This window comes from Streptomyces sp. NBC_01304, assembly GCF_035975855.1.
Classification (GTDB): domain Bacteria; phylum Actinomycetota; class Actinomycetes; order Streptomycetales; family Streptomycetaceae; genus Streptomyces.
The window spans coordinates 5,468,436-5,483,111 of the sequence record NZ_CP109055.1; the positions used below are offsets into that span (position 1 = coordinate 5,468,436).

Consider the following 14,676-nt stretch of genomic DNA (forward strand, 5'->3'; position numbering starts at 1 on the left):
ACCGGCACGGCTCGCATGACGACCGGCACGGCTCGCATGACGACCGGCACGGCTCCCGGGAAGCCCTTCGGGAAAACGATTCGGCTGCTTCAGCCGGCCTTCCAGATCAGCCACACCACTCCGGCCCACGCCGCGACGACCGTGAGCGCGGCCAGCAGGAAGAACAGGGCTGCCCCGGAAGAGAGTTCGGGACCCTTCTCGGGCTTGGGCGGCTCGACAGGGCAGCACTTCGAGCAGTGTGGTCCCACCTCGTCCGGCATAGCCGGAGCATGCCGGAGCTGACGCGACATCAGCAAGAGGCCTTCTCGGCCGAAACCAGCCCTGTCCGGTTCGTCCGGGCAGGGCTGACCGCAGCCGGCGTAGCACCACTGTGGCGCCACATGACTTGCAATGGCGCCATGGTGGTGCCATCATTGCGTTATGGACCTCACTCCCTACGTTGACAATCTCCGGCACGAGCTCGGAGCCGCCGCCGAGGCAGGCGGGGACGAAGCCCGCGCCCTGGCCGACCGGCTCGCCTCCCAGCTCGAGTCGACCGCCCGGCTCACGCTCCTTAACGCGCTGTCCGACGCCATGGACGAGGTCACCCGTGACCTGGCCCCCGGCTCGGTCGACGTACGGCTGCGCGGGCTCAACCCCGAGTTCGTGGTCACGGCCCCGCCCACCACGGACCCCTTCGACGAGGACGACGCCCCCGCGCACCCGGCGCCCGTCGCACCACCGGCCCCGAGTGCGGCCGAGGCCGACGACGGCACCACCTCGCGCATCAACTTCCGCCCGCCCACCCAGCTCAAGGTCCGGGTCGAGGAGGCCGCGAGCCGCGAAGGGCTCTCGGTCAACGCCTGGCTGGTGCGCGCCGTGACCGCCGCCCTGGAACCCGGGGCCGACCGCGGCCGGCCCGCCCGCCCGAACTTCACGTCCGGGGCGGGGCAGGGCTTCACCGGGTGGGTGCGCTAGGGCGCCGAGCGGGGCGGGGCGTGGCGCTATCGCGGCGCCATCCGTCTCCGTACCGCAACTCGCCGCCGGAACCCAGCACTTCACTCACCCCACAGCCAAGAGGACGGCACTGTCATGCCAAGTTTCGACACTCCTGAACCCGTCTCCGCCACGATCGAGATCGTCGGGCCGGCTCAGATCGTTGCCAGCAAGCGCACCGACACGGTGGTCGAGGTGCGCCCGATGAACCCCGACAGCAAGAAGGACGTACAGGCCGCCGAGGAAACCAAGGTCACCTTTTCCGGCGGCAAGCTGACGGTCATGGACCCGAAGGTGCGCTCCGTCATCGGCAGGAAGGGGCTGGTCGAGGTATCCATCCAGCTGCCCGCGGGCTCCGAGCTCAACGGCGTCAGCGCGCTGGGGGACTTCCTGTGCGAGGGACGCTTCGGGCCGGTCAGGCTCAAGACGGCCACCGGCAACATCCAGATCGACGAGGCCGCGTCCGTGTGGCTCAGGACCCCGCTCGGTGATGTCCTCGTGGACCAGGTCACGGGCGATGCCGAGGTGCAGGGCGGCGGGCGGGTGCGTATCGGCAGGATCGACGGCACCGCGAGCATCAAGAACCTCAATGGTGAGACCGCGCTCGGTGAGGTCGACGGGGATCTCACGGTGAAGTCGTCCAACGGGTCGATCAGCGTGGTGCGGGCCGGGGGCTCGGTCGACGCGAAGTCCGCGAACGGGTCCATCCGGGTCGATGAGGTGCGGCGTGGCCGCGTGACCTTGCAGACCGCGGCGGGTGGGCTCGAGGTCGGTATCCCCACTTCCACCGCGGCGTGGCTCGATGTGCGGTCCAAGGCGGGGCGGGTGCGCAATGAGCTCGGGGCTGCGGAGGGGCCTGCGGAGGCTGAGGAGACGGTTGAGGTTCGGGGGCGTACGAGCTTCGGTGACATCGTGATTCGTAGGGCTTGAGTGGGGTGGGCGTCGCGGGGCTTCGCCCGGAGTGAGGGCCCGACGCACTAGGGAGACGCACTAGGGATTCGGGCTCACCGGCAGGGTCAGCACCATCGTCAACCCGCCACCCGGCGTGTCCTCCGCCCACAGCGTGCCCGCCATCGACTCCGTGAAGCCTCGGGCCACCGCCAGGCCGAGGCCCACGCCCGCGCCTCTCGGGGCGTCGCCGTAGCGCTGGAAGGGCTCGAAGATGCGGTCCTTCGCGTCGTCGGGGACACCGGGGCCCCGGTCCACGACCCGGACCTCGACCCGCTCGCCGAGGGTGCTGGCCGCGACCAGGACCGGCTCGGCGTCGGGGCTGTACTTGACCGCGTTCTCGACGATGTTCGCCACGACCCGTTCCAGCAGGCCCTTGTCGACCGTGACCATGGGCAGGTTCTCGGGGATGTCCAGCTCGACGCTCTCCAGTGGTACGCCGCCGAGCGCCATCGGGACCACCTCGTCGAGGTCGATCTCGCGGATGAGCGGGGAGACCGTGCCGGTCTGCAGGCGGGACATGTCGAGGAGGTTGCCGACCAGGTGGTCGAGGCGGTCCGCGCCGTCCTCGATGCCTTCCAGGAGCTCCGCCTGGTCCTCGGGCGACCAGTCGACGTCCTCCGAGCGCAGCGACGTGACCGAGGCCTTGATCCCGGCGAGCGGGGTGCGCAGGTCGTGGCTGACCGCCGCGAGCAGCGCCGTGCGGATCCGGTTGCCCTCCGCGAGGCCGCGCGCCTGCTGGGCCTCGTCCTGCAGCCGCCGGCGGTCGATGACCACCGCGGCCTGCGCGGCGAACGCGGCCAGGACCCGGCGGTCCTCGGCCGGAAGGACGCGGCCGGACAGGGCGAGCGCCATGTGGTCGCCGGCCGGCATGTCGACGTCGGCGTCCTCGGGGCGGTCCAGCGGCGCCCCGGTGCCCACGCGTCCCGTGCAGGTCCAGGGGTCGACGTCGCTCGCCCGCTCCAGGAGCGCCACGGACTCCATCGCGAAGGTCTCCCGGACCCGTTCGAGCAGCGCGTCCAGGGTGGTCTCGCCGCGCAGGACGCTGCCCGCGAGGAAGGACAGGATCTCCGACTCGGCCCGCAGCCGCGCCGCCTGCTGGGTGCGCCGAGCCGCCAGGTCCACCACCGAGGCGACCGAGACCGCGACACCGACGAAGACCACGATGGCCACGATGTTCTTCGGGTCGGAGATGGTGAGGGTGTGCACGGGTGGGGTGAAGTACCAGTTGAGGAGCATCGACCCGACGGCCGCCGAGGCCAGCGCCGGCCACCGCCCGCCGAGCAGGGCCGCACCCACCGTGAGCGACAGGAACACCAGCATGTCGTTGGCGAGCCCGAGGTCCGGGAGCACGCTGCTCAGCAGGAAGGTGAGCACCGGCGGACCCGCCACGCCGACCAGCCAGCCCCACAGCAGCCGGGCCTTGCCGAGCCGCGCCCCGCGCGCCACGGGCAGCCCCCGGCCCCGGCCCATCGCGTCGTGCGTGACCAGGTGGACGTCGAGGTCGGGCCCCGAGTCACGGGCGATGGTCGCGCTGACGCCCGGCCCGAACACGTACTGCCACGGCTTGCGGCGGGAGACGCCGAGGACGATCTGGGTGGCGTTGACCCCCCGGGCGAATTCGAGGAGCGCGGACGGTACGTCGTCGCCTATGACGTGGTGGAAGGTGCCGCCCAGGTCCTCCACGAGGGTGCGCTGGAGGGCGAGTTCCTTCGGCGATGCGGAGGTCAGGCCGTCGCTGCGGGCGATGTACACGGCCAACACCTCACCGCCCGCGCCCTTTTCGGCGAGGCGGGCCGCGCGGCGGATCAGCGTACGGCCCTCGGGTCCGCCGGTGAGGCCGACGACGATGCGTTCGCGGGAGCCCCAGATCTTGGAGACGCGGTGCTCGGAGCGGTACTCCTTGAGGTACTCGTCGACCCGGTCCGCCGTCCACAGCAACGCCAACTCCCGCAGTGCCGTGAGGTTTCCGGGGCGGAAGTAGTTGGACAGGGCCGCGTCGACCTTGTCGGCCTTGTAGATGTTGCCGTGCGCCATGCGTCGGCGCAGTGCCTGCGGGGACATGTCGACCAGTTCGATCTGGTCGGCCCGGCGGACGATTTCGTCGGGGACCGTCTCCTGCTGGCGTACGCCCGTGATCGACTCGACGACGTCGGCCAGGGACTCCAGGTGCTGGATGTTGACCGTCGATATGACGTCGATGCCGGCCGCCAGCAGCTCCTCGATGTCCTGCCAGCGCTTGGCGTTGCGGGAGCCGGGGACGTTGGTGTGCGGCAGCTCGTCGACGAGGGCCACGGCGGGGCGGCGGGCGAGGACCGCGTCCACGTCCATCTCGGTGAACTCGCCGCCCCGGTAAGTGAGTTCCTTGCGTCCGATCACCTCCAGGCCGTGCAGCATCACCTCGGTGCGCGGCCGGTCGTGGTGCTCCAGGAAGGCGACCACGCAGTCCGTGCCGCGCTCGACCCTCCGGTGGCCCTCGGCGAGCATCGCGTACGTCTTGCCGACGCCCGGTGCCGCGCCCAGGTAGATGCGGAGCTTGCCGCGTCCCATGATGAAAGTGCCCCTACTGCTCGAAGCGGTACCCCATGCCCGGCTCCGTGATCAGGTACCGGGGATGGGAGGGGTCGGCTTCGAGCTTGCGTCTCAACTGGGCCATGTAGACCCGGAGATAGTTCGTACGGTTGCCGTGGCTGGTGCCCCAGACCTCCTGCAGCAGGCGTTTCTGGCTGATGAGGCGGCCCGGGTTGCAGATCAGGATTTCCAACAGGTGCCACTCGGTCGGCGTGAGCCGGATGTCCCGGCCGGCCCGCCTGGCCTTCTTGGCGACGAGGTCGACGGTGAACTCGTCCGTGGTCACCAGCGTCGCGCCGATCCGCGCGGGCGGCCCGTCGTCCGTACGGCGGACCGCCGCGCGCAGTCTGGCGAGGAGCTCGTCCATGCTGAACGGCTTGGTGATGTAGTCATCCGCACCCGCGTCCAGGGCCTCGACCTTCTCCTCGGACGCGCGCCGCGCGGAGAGCACCAGGATCGGCACCCGGGTCCAGCCGCGCAGACCCTTGATGACGTCGACGCCGTCCATGTCGGGCAGGCCCAAGTCCAGCACCACGACGTCGGGTTGGCGGGCGGCGGCGATCCTGAGGGCCGTGGCCCCGTCCGGTGCGGCGTCCACCCCGTACTTCCGCACCTGCATGTTGATCACGAGGGCCCGCACGAGCTGCGGGTCGTCCTCGACGACGAGTACCCGTGTCATCTCTCCACCGCCCGCACCCGCGTCATCCCGCCACCACCCGCATCCACGTCATCCCCGCACCACCCGCACCCGCGTAACCGGTGTGTCATCAGCCCTTCCCGGTCAGCTGCTTCAGCGCGATGTTGAGCTTCAGGACGTTCACCGTGGGCTCCCCCATGAAGCCCAGGATCCGGCCGTCGGTGTGCTCCTTGACGAGCTTCTCGACCTGCGCGACGGAGAGGCCGTTCTTCTCCGCGATCCGGTGCACCTGGATCCGTGCGTACGTAGGTGAGATGTCCGGGTCGAGACCCGATCCGGAGGACGTGACGGCCTCGGCCGGGACCTCGGAGGGCTTGACCGTGTAGCCGTTCACCGAGTTGTCCTTGATGACGGCCTTCTTGGCGTCGTCGATCGCCTTGATCAACTCGGTGTTGTTCCCGGCCTTGTTGGTGGCACCGGAGAGGAGGAGCTTGTACTGCGTGTTCACCGCGTTGGCGCCGAGCCCGTTGGAAGGCCGCGGCTGGAACCACTTGAGGTCCGCGGCCGGGGTCTCCTCGCCCTTCTTCAGCGGCAGGTTGTACGTCTGGCCGATGAGCTCGGAGCCGACGACCTTGCCCTGTGCGTCCTTGACCTCGGACCCGTTGGCCTTGTTGCCGAAGGCGGCCTGCGCGATCCCGGTCACGGCGAGCGGATAGATGACGCCGCACAGGACGGTCAGGACGAGCAGGGCACGGAGACCCGCTCCCATCAACCGGGCGGTGTTTCCTACGGAGTTGTTCATGATGCGCCTCTACCGGATCCCGGGAATGAGCGAGATGAGCATGTCGATGAGCTTGATGCCGATGAACGGCGCGACCAGACCGCCGAGGCCGTAGATCCCGAGGTTGCGGCGCAGCAGCTTGTCCGCGCTCACCGGCCGGTACTGGACGCCCTTCAGGGCCAGCGGGACCAGGGCGATGATGATCAGCGCGTTGAAGACGACGGCCGACAGGATCGCGGTCTGCGAGCTGTGCAGGCTCATGATGTCGAGCTTGTCTAGGCCCGGGTACAGGCCCGCGAAGAGCGCCGGGATGATCGCGAAGTACTTGGCGACGTCGTTGGCGATGGAGAAGGTCGTCAACGCGCCCCGTGTGATGAGGAGTTGCTTGCCGATCTCGACGATCTCGATGAGCTTGGTCGGGTTGGAGTCGAGGTCGACCATGTTCCCGGCTTCCTTGGCTGCGGAAGTACCGGTGTTCATGGCGACGCCCACGTCGGCCTGCGCGAGGGCGGGCGCGTCGTTGGTGCCGTCGCCCGTCATCGCGACCAGCTTGCCGCCGGCCTGCTCGCGCTTGATCAGGGCCATCTTGTCCTCGGGAGTGGCCTCCGCGAGAAAGTCGTCGACGCCCGCCTCCTCGGCGATCGCCTTCGCCGTCAGCGGGTTGTCACCCGTGATCATCACGGTCTTGATGCCCATGCGGCGCAGTTCGTCGAACCGCTCCCGCATCCCGTCCTTCACCACGTCCTTGAGGTGGATGACGCCCAGGACGCGGGCCCCGTCGGTGTCGTCGACCGCCACGAGCAGCGGCGTACCGCCCGCCTGGGAGATCTTGTCGGTGAGCGTCTGCGCCTCCTCGGAGACGGAGCCGCCACGCTCCTTGACCCAGGCGACGACCGAGCCGGTCGCGCCCTTGCGGACCATGCGCCCGTCCACGTCCACGCCCGACATGCGGGTCTGGGCCGTGAACTCGATCCAGGTCGCGTGCGTCAACTCACCCTGGTGGCGCTCGCGCAGGCCGTACTTCTCCTTCGCCAGAACGACGATCGAGCGGCCCTCCGGCGTCTCGTCGGCCAGCGAGGACAGCTGGGCCGCATCGGCGACCTCGGCCTCCGTCGTCCCCCGTACCGGCACGAACTCCGAAGCCTGACGGTTGCCGAGCGTGATGGTTCCGGTCTTGTCGAGGAGGAGGGTCGATACGTCGCCTGCCGCCTCAACTGCCCTTCCGGACATGGCCAGTACGTTGCGCTGCACGAGCCGGTCCATGCCCGCGATGCCGATCGCCGAGAGCAGTGCCCCGATCGTCGTCGGGATCAGGCAGACCAGCAGAGCGACGAGCACGATCATCGACTGCCCCTCGCCCGCGAACGTCGCGAACGGCTGCAGGGTGACCACGGCGAGCAGGAAGACGATCGTCAGCGAGGCGAGCAGGATGTTGAGCGCGATCTCGTTGGGCGTCTTCTGCCGGGCGGCGCCCTCGACCAGGTTGATCATGCGGTCGATGAAGGTCTCGCCCGGCTTCGTCGTGATCTTGATGACGATGCGGTCGGAGAGGACCTTCGTGCCACCGGTGACGGCCGAGCGGTCACCGCCGGACTCCCGGATGACCGGCGCCGATTCACCGGTGATCGCGGACTCGTCGACGGAAGCGACCCCCTCGACGACATCACCGTCGCCGGGGATGATGTCGCCCGCCTCGCACACCACCCGGTCCCCGATGGTGAGTGCGGTGCCGGGGACCTGCTCCTCGCTCGTGCCGTCCTTGGACAGCCGCCGGGCGACGGTGTCGGTCTTGGCCTTGCGCAGGGTGTCCGCCTGCGCCTTGCCCCGGCCCTCCGCCACGGCCTCCGCGAGGTTCGCGAAGACGACGGTCAGCCACAGCCAGGCGGTGATCGCCCAGCCGAACCAGTCGCCCGGGTCCTTGACGGCGAAGACCGTGGTCAGCACGGACCCGATCAACACCACGAACATCACCGGGGACTTGACCATCACCCGCGGATCGAGCTTGCGCAGCGCGTCCGGCAGCGACTTGACCAGGGCCTTGGGGTCGAAGATCCCGCCGCCGACCTTGCCCTTGGAGGGGGAGTTACCGCCGGGCACGTCGCTGTGCGGTGCCCGGGAGGGAGTGATGGTGCTCATGACGCGAGCCCTTCGGCGAGCGGACCCAGCGCCAGGGCCGGGAAGTAGGTCAGACCGGTGACGATCAGGATCGTGCCGACCAACAGGCCGGTGAACAGGGGCTTTTCCGTACGCAGCGTCCCCGCGGTGGCCGGCACCGGCTTCTGCTCGGCGAGCGAGCCGGCCAGGGCCAGCACGAACACCATCGGCAGGAAGCGGCCGAGCAGCATCGCGAGGCCGATCGTGGTGTTGTACCAGGGGGTGTCGGCGTTCAGGCCGGCGAAGGCCGAGCCGTTGTTGTTGGCGCCCGAGGTGTAGGCGTACAGGATCTCGGAGAAGCCGTGGGCGTGCGAACCGCCGACCGCGTTCGCCGCCGTGTTGGTGATCGACTCCGGGGGCTGCTTCAGGGCGACCGCGGCCGCGGTGAAGCCGAGCACCAGGACCGGCGTGATCAGGATGTAGCAGGCGGCGAACTTGATCTCGCGGGTGCCGATCTTCTTGCCCAGGTACTCGGGCGTACGGCCCACCATCAGTCCGGCGATGAACACCGCGATGATCGCCATGATCAGCATGCCGTAGAGGCCGGAGCCCACACCGCCGGGCGCGATCTCGCCGAGCTGCATGCCCAGCATGTTGAGGCCGCCGCCGAGACCGGTGTTGGAGGAGTGGAAGGAGTTGACCGCGCCGGTCGAGGTCAGCGTGGTGGCGACCGAGAAGATCGCGGACGCGCCGATGCCGAAGCGGGTCTCCTTGCCCTCCATCGCGCCGCCCGCGAGGTCGAACGCCGGGCCGTGGTGGGCGAATTCGGTCCACATCATGAGGGCCGTGAAGCCGATCCAGATGGTGACCATCGTGGCGAGGATCGCGTAACCCTGCTTGAGGTTGCCGACCATCCGGCCGAAGGTCCGCGTGATCGCGAACGGGATCAGCAGGATCAGGAAGATCTCGAAGAGGTTGGAGAAGGCGTTCGGGTTCTCCAAGGGGTGGGCGCTGTTGGCGTTGAAGTAGCCGCCGCCGTTGGTGCCCAGCTCCTTGATGACCTCCTGCGAGGCGACCGCGCCGCCGTTCCACTGCTGGTGGCCGCCCACGAACTGGCCGACCTCGTGGATGCCGGAGAAGTTCTGGATGGCGCCACAGGCGACCAGGACCACCGCGCCGATGACCGACAGCGGCAGCAGGATGCGTACGGTGCCGCGCACCAGGTCGGCCCAGAAGTTGCCGAGCTCACCGGTGCGGGACCGGGCGAAACCGCGTACGAGCGCGACCGCCACGGCGATCCCCACGGCCGCCGAGACGAAGTTCTGCACCGCGAGGCCGCCGGTCTGCACGAGGTGGCCCATGGCCTGCTCACCCGCGTACGACTGCCAGTTGGTGTTGGAGACGAAGGACGCGGCGGTGTTGAACGCCTGGTCCGGGTCGATCGCCTTGAAGCCGAGCGAGCCGGGCAGGTGCGGCTGGAGCCGCATCAGTCCGTAGAGGAACAGGACGCTCGCCAGCGAGAAGACGAGGACGCCGCGCAGATAGGCGGGCCAGCGCATCTCGGCGTCGGGGTTGGCGCCGATGGCCTTGTAGATCCACTTCTCGAAGCGCAGGTGCTTCTTCGACTCGTAGACCTTGGCCATGTAGTCGCCAAGCGGTCGGTATGCGAGGGCCAGCGCCGCCATCAGGGCGAGCAGCTGGAGCACACCGGCAAGTACGGGACTCATATCCGGGCTCAGAACCTCTCCGGCTTGACGAGGGCGAGGACCAGGTAACCGAGGAGGGCGACGGCCACGACGAGACCGACGATGTTTTCGGCACTCACAGCTTTGCCACCCCCTTGGCGATGAGAGCCACCAGCGCGAATACCGCGATCGTGGTGACTACGAAGGCCACATCGGCCATCGCGAGCTCCTGAATGAGATGCGGGAACTGAACGGACTTCTTGAGGAGAACCCGTGTTTCGCCGCCCACAGCACGCGTTGACACCTCCCATACGCGGACGGACCCGGCCTTGACGGATCTCTAACGGGACCCCGGCAGCCGGAAGCGCAGCCGGCAGATCACCGCGTCCGTGTCCCGCCGCACCGCGTGCGCGACGACCGCGCCGCGCTGGTTCTGCAGCATCCGCTGCCACAGCCGGGCCGGCTCGACCTCGGGGATCAGGACGGTGACGCGGGTGCCCGGGTGGTAGTCGTGGATCTTCCGTACGTACGCGGCCACCGGACGCCCCACCGTGCGGTGCGCGGACTTCAGCTCGACGAGGTCGACGCCCGGATTCCACAGCTCCCAGTCGCGGCGCAGGGCGGCGGCCGCCGCGCGGTCCTCGGCCTCCAGGTGGCTGACGGTGACGGCCCGCACCTCGTCGCCGAGCGAGACGGCCGCGTTCAGGGCCTCGCAGGTCAGCTTGGACAGGCCCGACACGGGCACGATCACCAACGACCGCTCCCGGTGCGGGACTTCGGGCACCCGGCCGATGCCGAGCCGCTCACCGAGCCGCGCGTACGCCCGCTGCACGGCCTCGAAGGCCGCGACCAGGACGGGCAGGGCGACCACGATCAGCCAGGCCCCGTCGTGAAACTTGGTGGCGGTGACGACGACGGCGCTGACCCCGGTGAGGAGCGCCCCGAGGCCGTTGAGCAGCGCCTTGCCGAGCCACCTCGGGCCGCGCTCACGGCGCCAGTGGAGCACCATCCCGGTCTGGGCGAGGGTGAAGCCGACGAAGACGCCGATCGCGAAGAGCGGCACGAGGGTGTTGGTGTCGCCGCCGGAGAAGAGGAGCAGGGCGGCGGAGACGGCGGCGAGGGCGAGGACGCCGTGCCGGTGGACCTGGCGGTCGGCCTTGAGGGCGAAGACGTGCGGCAGGTAGTTGTCGCGGGCGAGCAGTTTCAGCAGGACCGGGAGGCCGCCGAAGGACGTGTTCGCGGACAGGGCGAGCAGGATCATCGTGGCGAACTGGATGACGTAGAAAGCCCAGTTGTGCCCGAGCGAGGCGTCCGCGAGCTGCGCGAGGACGGTCACGCCCTCGACCGGCTGCAGGCCGAAGCGGGAGATCAGCACCGCGAGGCCGATCAGCATCACCCCGAGGATCGCGCCGAGCGCGACCTCCGCGTGCTGGGCCCGTTTGGCGCGCGGCGTACGGAAGTTGGGGACGGCGTTGGCGATGGCCTCGACACCGGTGAGCGCGGAGCAGCCGGAGGCGAAGGCCTTCAGCAGAAGCAGGGCGCCGACGGTGGTGGCGTTGTCGCCGAGTACGGAGGCGTGGCCCTCGGCGGCGGCCGTCGAGACCGGGCCGTCCCGGAAGAGGCCGACGACTATCAGCGTGAGGATCGCGACGACGAAGACGGCCGTCGGCACGATGAAGGCCTTCGCCGACTCGACGATGCCGCGCAGATTCACGGCCGTGACGAGGACGAGGACGCCCAGGCAGATGACCAGGCGGTCCCCGTACAGCTCGGGAAAGGCCGAGGTCAGCGCGGCGACTCCGGCGGTGACGGCCACCGCGACGTTCAGTACGTAGTCCAGGACGAGCGAGGCCGCGGCGACCAGGCCGGTGCGCCTGCCGAGGTACGTCCTGGCCACGGCGTAGGAGCCGCCGCCGTCCGGGAAGGCGGCGATCACCTGCCGGTAGGAGGCGACGAGGACCGCGAGCAGGGCGGCGATGGCGAGGGTGACGGGGAGGGTGAAGCCGAGCCCGTACCCGCCGGCTGCGGCGAGGACGAGCACGATCGCCTCGGGGCCGTAGGCGACGGAGGCCATGGCGTCGAGGGAGAGCGCGGCGAGGCCGGTGACGGCGGTGAGGCGGTGGCGTTCGCCGGTATCGGGGGGTTGCTCGGCGGTGAGCGGGGCGGCGGCGCGGGTGGTCAGGACGGACATGTACGCGTGCTCCTCCGGGGCAGGGGCGGCAGGTCGCCAGGTCCGCTCAGGTTCCGTCCCTGCCGGTCGCCGCCTGCCTCCGCGCGTACGTTCCTTGCGCGTTCTTCGCGCCGAACGGGCCGCTCTTCACGGGGCCTTGACGCGACTCTGGACGCAACCCGGGACGCGACTCGGGACGCAACCTGGGACGCAACCCGGGTCTGACACGACCGGGGCCACCGGCCCGCCCCGTCAGCCCTTCTGACGCACCCGCCGTGCCGCCCGCGGCCCCTCTTCCGCTGTCTCCAGATGGCCCGCGACCAGCCGGTTCAGCGCCCGCAGCAGCACCACGCGCTCGTCGTCGGGCAGGGCGTCGAGGGCGCTCTGGTGGACGTGGTCGACGATCTTCTGGCTCTTCTTGGCGACCTTCGCCCCGTCCTCGGTCACCGCGATGATCCGGGCCCGCCGGTCGGTGCTCGACGGCCTGCGCTCGGCGAGGCCCGCCTTCTCCAGGGCGTCGACGGTCACCACCATCGTGGTCTTGTCCATGTCCCCGATCTCGGCGAGCTGCGCCTGGGTGCGCTCCTCCTCCAGGGCGTGCACGAGGACGCAGTGCATGCGCGGGGTCAGCCCGATCTCGCCGAGCCGCGCACTCATCTGGGTCCGCAACACGTGGCTGGTGTGGTCCAGGAGGAAGGACAGGTCCGGTTCGGTGCGTCGGGGTGCCATGGCTGTCATGTCTGCCAGCGTAACCGAACTCCGATCCGTGAAAGATAGTCTGCAACGGAACTATCTGCTACGGTCTCTCTTGTTGCCCCGACCGGCCCGCCCGCAACGGCCGTTCACCAGGCCCGCCCGACTGGAGAAGCGAATGTCTGCCACCGCCACCGCCGCAGCCCCCCTCAGCACCGATGCCGAGTCCGCCCCCCTCAGCACCGAAGCCGAATCCGCCCCGGCCCCCACCCGCTCCCGCTGGCTCGCCCTCGGCGTCCTCGCCACCGGGATGCTGATGACGGTCCTCGACGGCAGCATCGTCACCGTCGCCATGCCGGCCATCCAGGACGACCTCGGATTCACCCCGACCGGACTGAGCTGGGTCGTCAACGCCTACCTCATCGCCTTCGGTTCGCTGCTCCTGCTGGCCGGGCGCCTCGGCGATCTCATCGGCCGCAAACGGATGTTCCTGGCAGGGACGGGGGTGTTCACCGGCGCCTCACTCCTCGCCGGAGTCGCCGCATCGCCCGCGGTCCTGATCGCCGCCCGCTTCCTCCAGGGCGTCGGCAGTGCGATGGCCGCCGCCGTCAGTCTCGGCATCCTGATCACGCTCTTCACCGAACCCCGCGAACGGGCCAAGGCCATCGCGATATTCAGCTTCACCGGCGCGGCCGGCGCCTCGATCGGGCAGGTCCTCGGCGGCGTACTCACCGAGGCGCTCACCTGGAACTGGATCTTCTTCATCAACCTCCCGATCGGCATCGCGGCCCTGCTCGTCGCCCTCCCCGCCCTGCCCGGCGACCGCGGCCTCGGCCTGAAGGCCGGCGCGGACGCGCTCGGCGCGCTGCTCGTCACCTCCGGCCTGACGCTCGGCATCTACACGGTGGTCAAGATCGAGGAGTACGGCGCCACTTCGGCCCACACGCTCGGCCTCGGCTCTCTCGCACTCGCCCTGCTCGCCGGCTTCGTCGTCCGCCAGGCCAAGACGGCCAACCCCCTGATGCCGCTCCGGATCTTCCGCTCCCGCAGCGTGACCGGCGCGAACGTCGTCCAGATGCTGATGATCGCCGCCCTCTTCTCCTTCCAGGTCCTCGTCGCGCTCTACCTGCAGAACGTCCTCGGCTACGGCGCCGCCAAGACCGGCCTCGCGATGCTGCCGGCCGCGGTCGTCATCGGCGCGGTCTCCCTGGGCGTCTCGGCCCGCCTCAACGCCCGCTTCGGCGAGCGCAACGTGCTGCTGGCCGGCCTTGTCCTCCTCGTCGGCGTACTCGGCCTCCTGACCCGACTGCCCGACCAGGCCGCCCAGGTCAACTACTTCACCGACCTGCTCCCCGTGATGCTCCTCGCCGCCGGCTTCGGCCTGGCGCTGCCCGCCCTGACCTCGCTGGGCATGTCCGGCGCGAAGTCCGAGGACGCGGGTCTGGCCTCCGGCCTCTTCAACACGACCCAGCAGATCGGCATGGCCGTCGGCGTCGCGGTCCTCTCCACCCTTGCCGCCTCCCGCACGGAGTCCCTGACCGAGGCGGGCCGCTCCGCCTCCGAAGCCCTGACCGGCGGATTCCACCTGGCCTTCGGGGTCGGGGCGGGCCTGATCGTCGCGGCCTTCGCGGTGGCCTTCACGGTCCTTCGGGCGCCGCGCCGCTAGTCCTCGCTGAGGGCGTCGCACTCGAACCAGACGGTTTTGCCCGGTCGGGCAGCGGGGTCGGGGTTCCGGGCGACGCCCCAGCGGTCAGTTACACCCTCGATGAGGAGCAACCCCCGGTTGTTCTCGGTCAGTTCGGAGCCCTCGTCTGCCGTACGCGGCAGACGGGGGCTCTTGTCGTCGACCTCGACCCGGATCCCCTCGGGGCGGCGGGCGATCAGGATCGTGCAGCGCCTGCCCGGGACATGCCTTATGACGTTCGAGGCCAGCTCGGTGAGCGCGAGCCCGGCGCCGTCCGTGAGTTCCGGCATGCGCCAGGCGTGCAGGAGCAGACGGAGGATCTGGCGCAGGTGCCGGGCGGAGTGCGCACCGACGGTGAGGCTCATGCGGTACGAGGGGTCAAGGGGCGGGGCCTGGGCGGGAGTTGGGTGATTCATGTCACCAGGGTGGAGTGGGGTG

Annotated in this window: 14 protein-coding genes; 3 read left to right on the forward strand and 11 right to left on the reverse strand. The window is 69.9% G+C overall.

All coding sequences use genetic code 11. The features are described 5' to 3' along the window. Nucleotides 1–89: 89 nt before the first annotated feature. The gene (locus OG430_RS24200; RefSeq protein ID WP_327354681.1) at nucleotides 90–260 is read right to left on the reverse strand and encodes a hypothetical protein; all 171 of its coding nucleotides are present in this window, start codon (nucleotides 258–260) and stop codon (nucleotides 90–92) included. A gap of 160 nt (nucleotides 261–420) precedes the next feature. Here OG430_RS24200 and OG430_RS24205 point away from each other — a divergent pair, with 160 nt between their 5' ends. Both OG430_RS24205 and OG430_RS24210 read left to right on the forward strand, forming a co-directional pair. Beyond that, nucleotides 421–957, forward strand: a complete 537-nt coding sequence (locus OG430_RS24205) for a hypothetical protein (RefSeq protein WP_327354682.1) — start codon at nucleotides 421–423, stop codon at nucleotides 955–957. 114 nt (nucleotides 958–1,071) lie between these two features. Further along, nucleotides 1,072–1,905: a DUF4097 family beta strand repeat-containing protein gene (locus tag OG430_RS24210; protein ID WP_327354683.1), complete on the forward strand. Its 834-nt coding sequence runs from the start codon at nucleotides 1,072–1,074 to the stop codon at nucleotides 1,903–1,905. Between the two features lie 60 nt (nucleotides 1,906–1,965). Here OG430_RS24210 and OG430_RS24215 read toward each other — a convergent pair whose 3' ends face one another. From OG430_RS24215 to OG430_RS24255, 9 genes are all read right to left on the reverse strand, one after another. Beyond that, nucleotides 1,966–4,473, reverse strand: a complete 2,508-nt coding sequence (locus OG430_RS24215) for a sensor histidine kinase KdpD (RefSeq protein WP_327354684.1) — start codon at nucleotides 4,471–4,473, stop codon at nucleotides 1,966–1,968. A 13-nt stretch (nucleotides 4,474–4,486) separates the two neighbouring features. Then, the gene (locus tag OG430_RS24220) at nucleotides 4,487–5,173 is read right to left on the reverse strand and encodes a response regulator transcription factor (protein ID WP_327354685.1); all 687 of its coding nucleotides are present in this window, start codon (nucleotides 5,171–5,173) and stop codon (nucleotides 4,487–4,489) included. A gap of 88 nt (nucleotides 5,174–5,261) precedes the next feature. Next, nucleotides 5,262–5,933, reverse strand: a complete 672-nt coding sequence (locus OG430_RS24225) for a potassium-transporting ATPase subunit C (RefSeq protein WP_327354686.1) — start codon at nucleotides 5,931–5,933, stop codon at nucleotides 5,262–5,264. 9 nt (nucleotides 5,934–5,942) lie between these two features. Beyond that, nucleotides 5,943–8,048, reverse strand: a complete 2,106-nt coding sequence (gene kdpB / locus OG430_RS24230) for a potassium-transporting ATPase subunit KdpB (RefSeq protein WP_327354687.1) — start codon at nucleotides 8,046–8,048, stop codon at nucleotides 5,943–5,945. Then, nucleotides 8,045–9,733 (reverse strand): potassium-transporting ATPase subunit KdpA, encoded by a 1,689-nt coding sequence (kdpA, locus tag OG430_RS24235; RefSeq protein ID WP_327354688.1) that lies wholly within the window; start codon nucleotides 9,731–9,733, stop codon nucleotides 8,045–8,047. The genes kdpB and kdpA overlap by 4 nt, the downstream gene beginning before the upstream one ends. A gap of 8 nt (nucleotides 9,734–9,741) precedes the next feature. Continuing rightward, nucleotides 9,742–9,831, reverse strand: coding sequence for a K(+)-transporting ATPase subunit F (gene kdpF, locus OG430_RS24240; RefSeq protein ID WP_327354689.1), 90 nt, complete (start codon nucleotides 9,829–9,831; stop codon nucleotides 9,742–9,744). Next, a complete protein-coding gene (locus OG430_RS24245) occupies nucleotides 9,828–9,980 on the reverse strand; it encodes a hypothetical protein (RefSeq protein WP_327354690.1) in 153 nt (50 codons plus the stop codon). The genes kdpF and OG430_RS24245 overlap by 4 nt, the downstream gene beginning before the upstream one ends. A 51-nt stretch (nucleotides 9,981–10,031) precedes the next feature. Next, complete coding sequence (locus OG430_RS24250; RefSeq protein WP_327354691.1) at nucleotides 10,032–11,882, reverse strand: APC family permease; 1,851 nt, start codon at nucleotides 11,880–11,882, stop codon at nucleotides 10,032–10,034. A gap of 231 nt (nucleotides 11,883–12,113) precedes the next feature. Further along, nucleotides 12,114–12,599 (reverse strand): MarR family winged helix-turn-helix transcriptional regulator, encoded by a 486-nt coding sequence (locus OG430_RS24255; RefSeq protein ID WP_327354692.1) that lies wholly within the window; start codon nucleotides 12,597–12,599, stop codon nucleotides 12,114–12,116. 265 nt (nucleotides 12,600–12,864) lie between these two features. Here OG430_RS24255 and OG430_RS24260 point away from each other — a divergent pair, with 265 nt between their 5' ends. Further along, nucleotides 12,865–14,220 (forward strand): MFS transporter, encoded by a 1,356-nt coding sequence (locus OG430_RS24260; RefSeq protein WP_327359204.1) that lies wholly within the window; start codon nucleotides 12,865–12,867, stop codon nucleotides 14,218–14,220. On the opposite strand, the gene OG430_RS24265 is transcribed toward OG430_RS24260, so the two are convergent. Beyond that, nucleotides 14,217–14,654 carry an ATP-binding protein gene (locus OG430_RS24265; RefSeq protein WP_327354693.1) on the reverse strand — a complete coding sequence of 146 codons (438 nt, stop codon included), beginning with the start codon at nucleotides 14,652–14,654 and terminating at the stop codon, nucleotides 14,217–14,219. The two genes, OG430_RS24260 and OG430_RS24265, sit on opposite strands and share 4 nt — an antisense overlap. Nucleotides 14,655–14,676 lie beyond the last annotated feature (22 nt).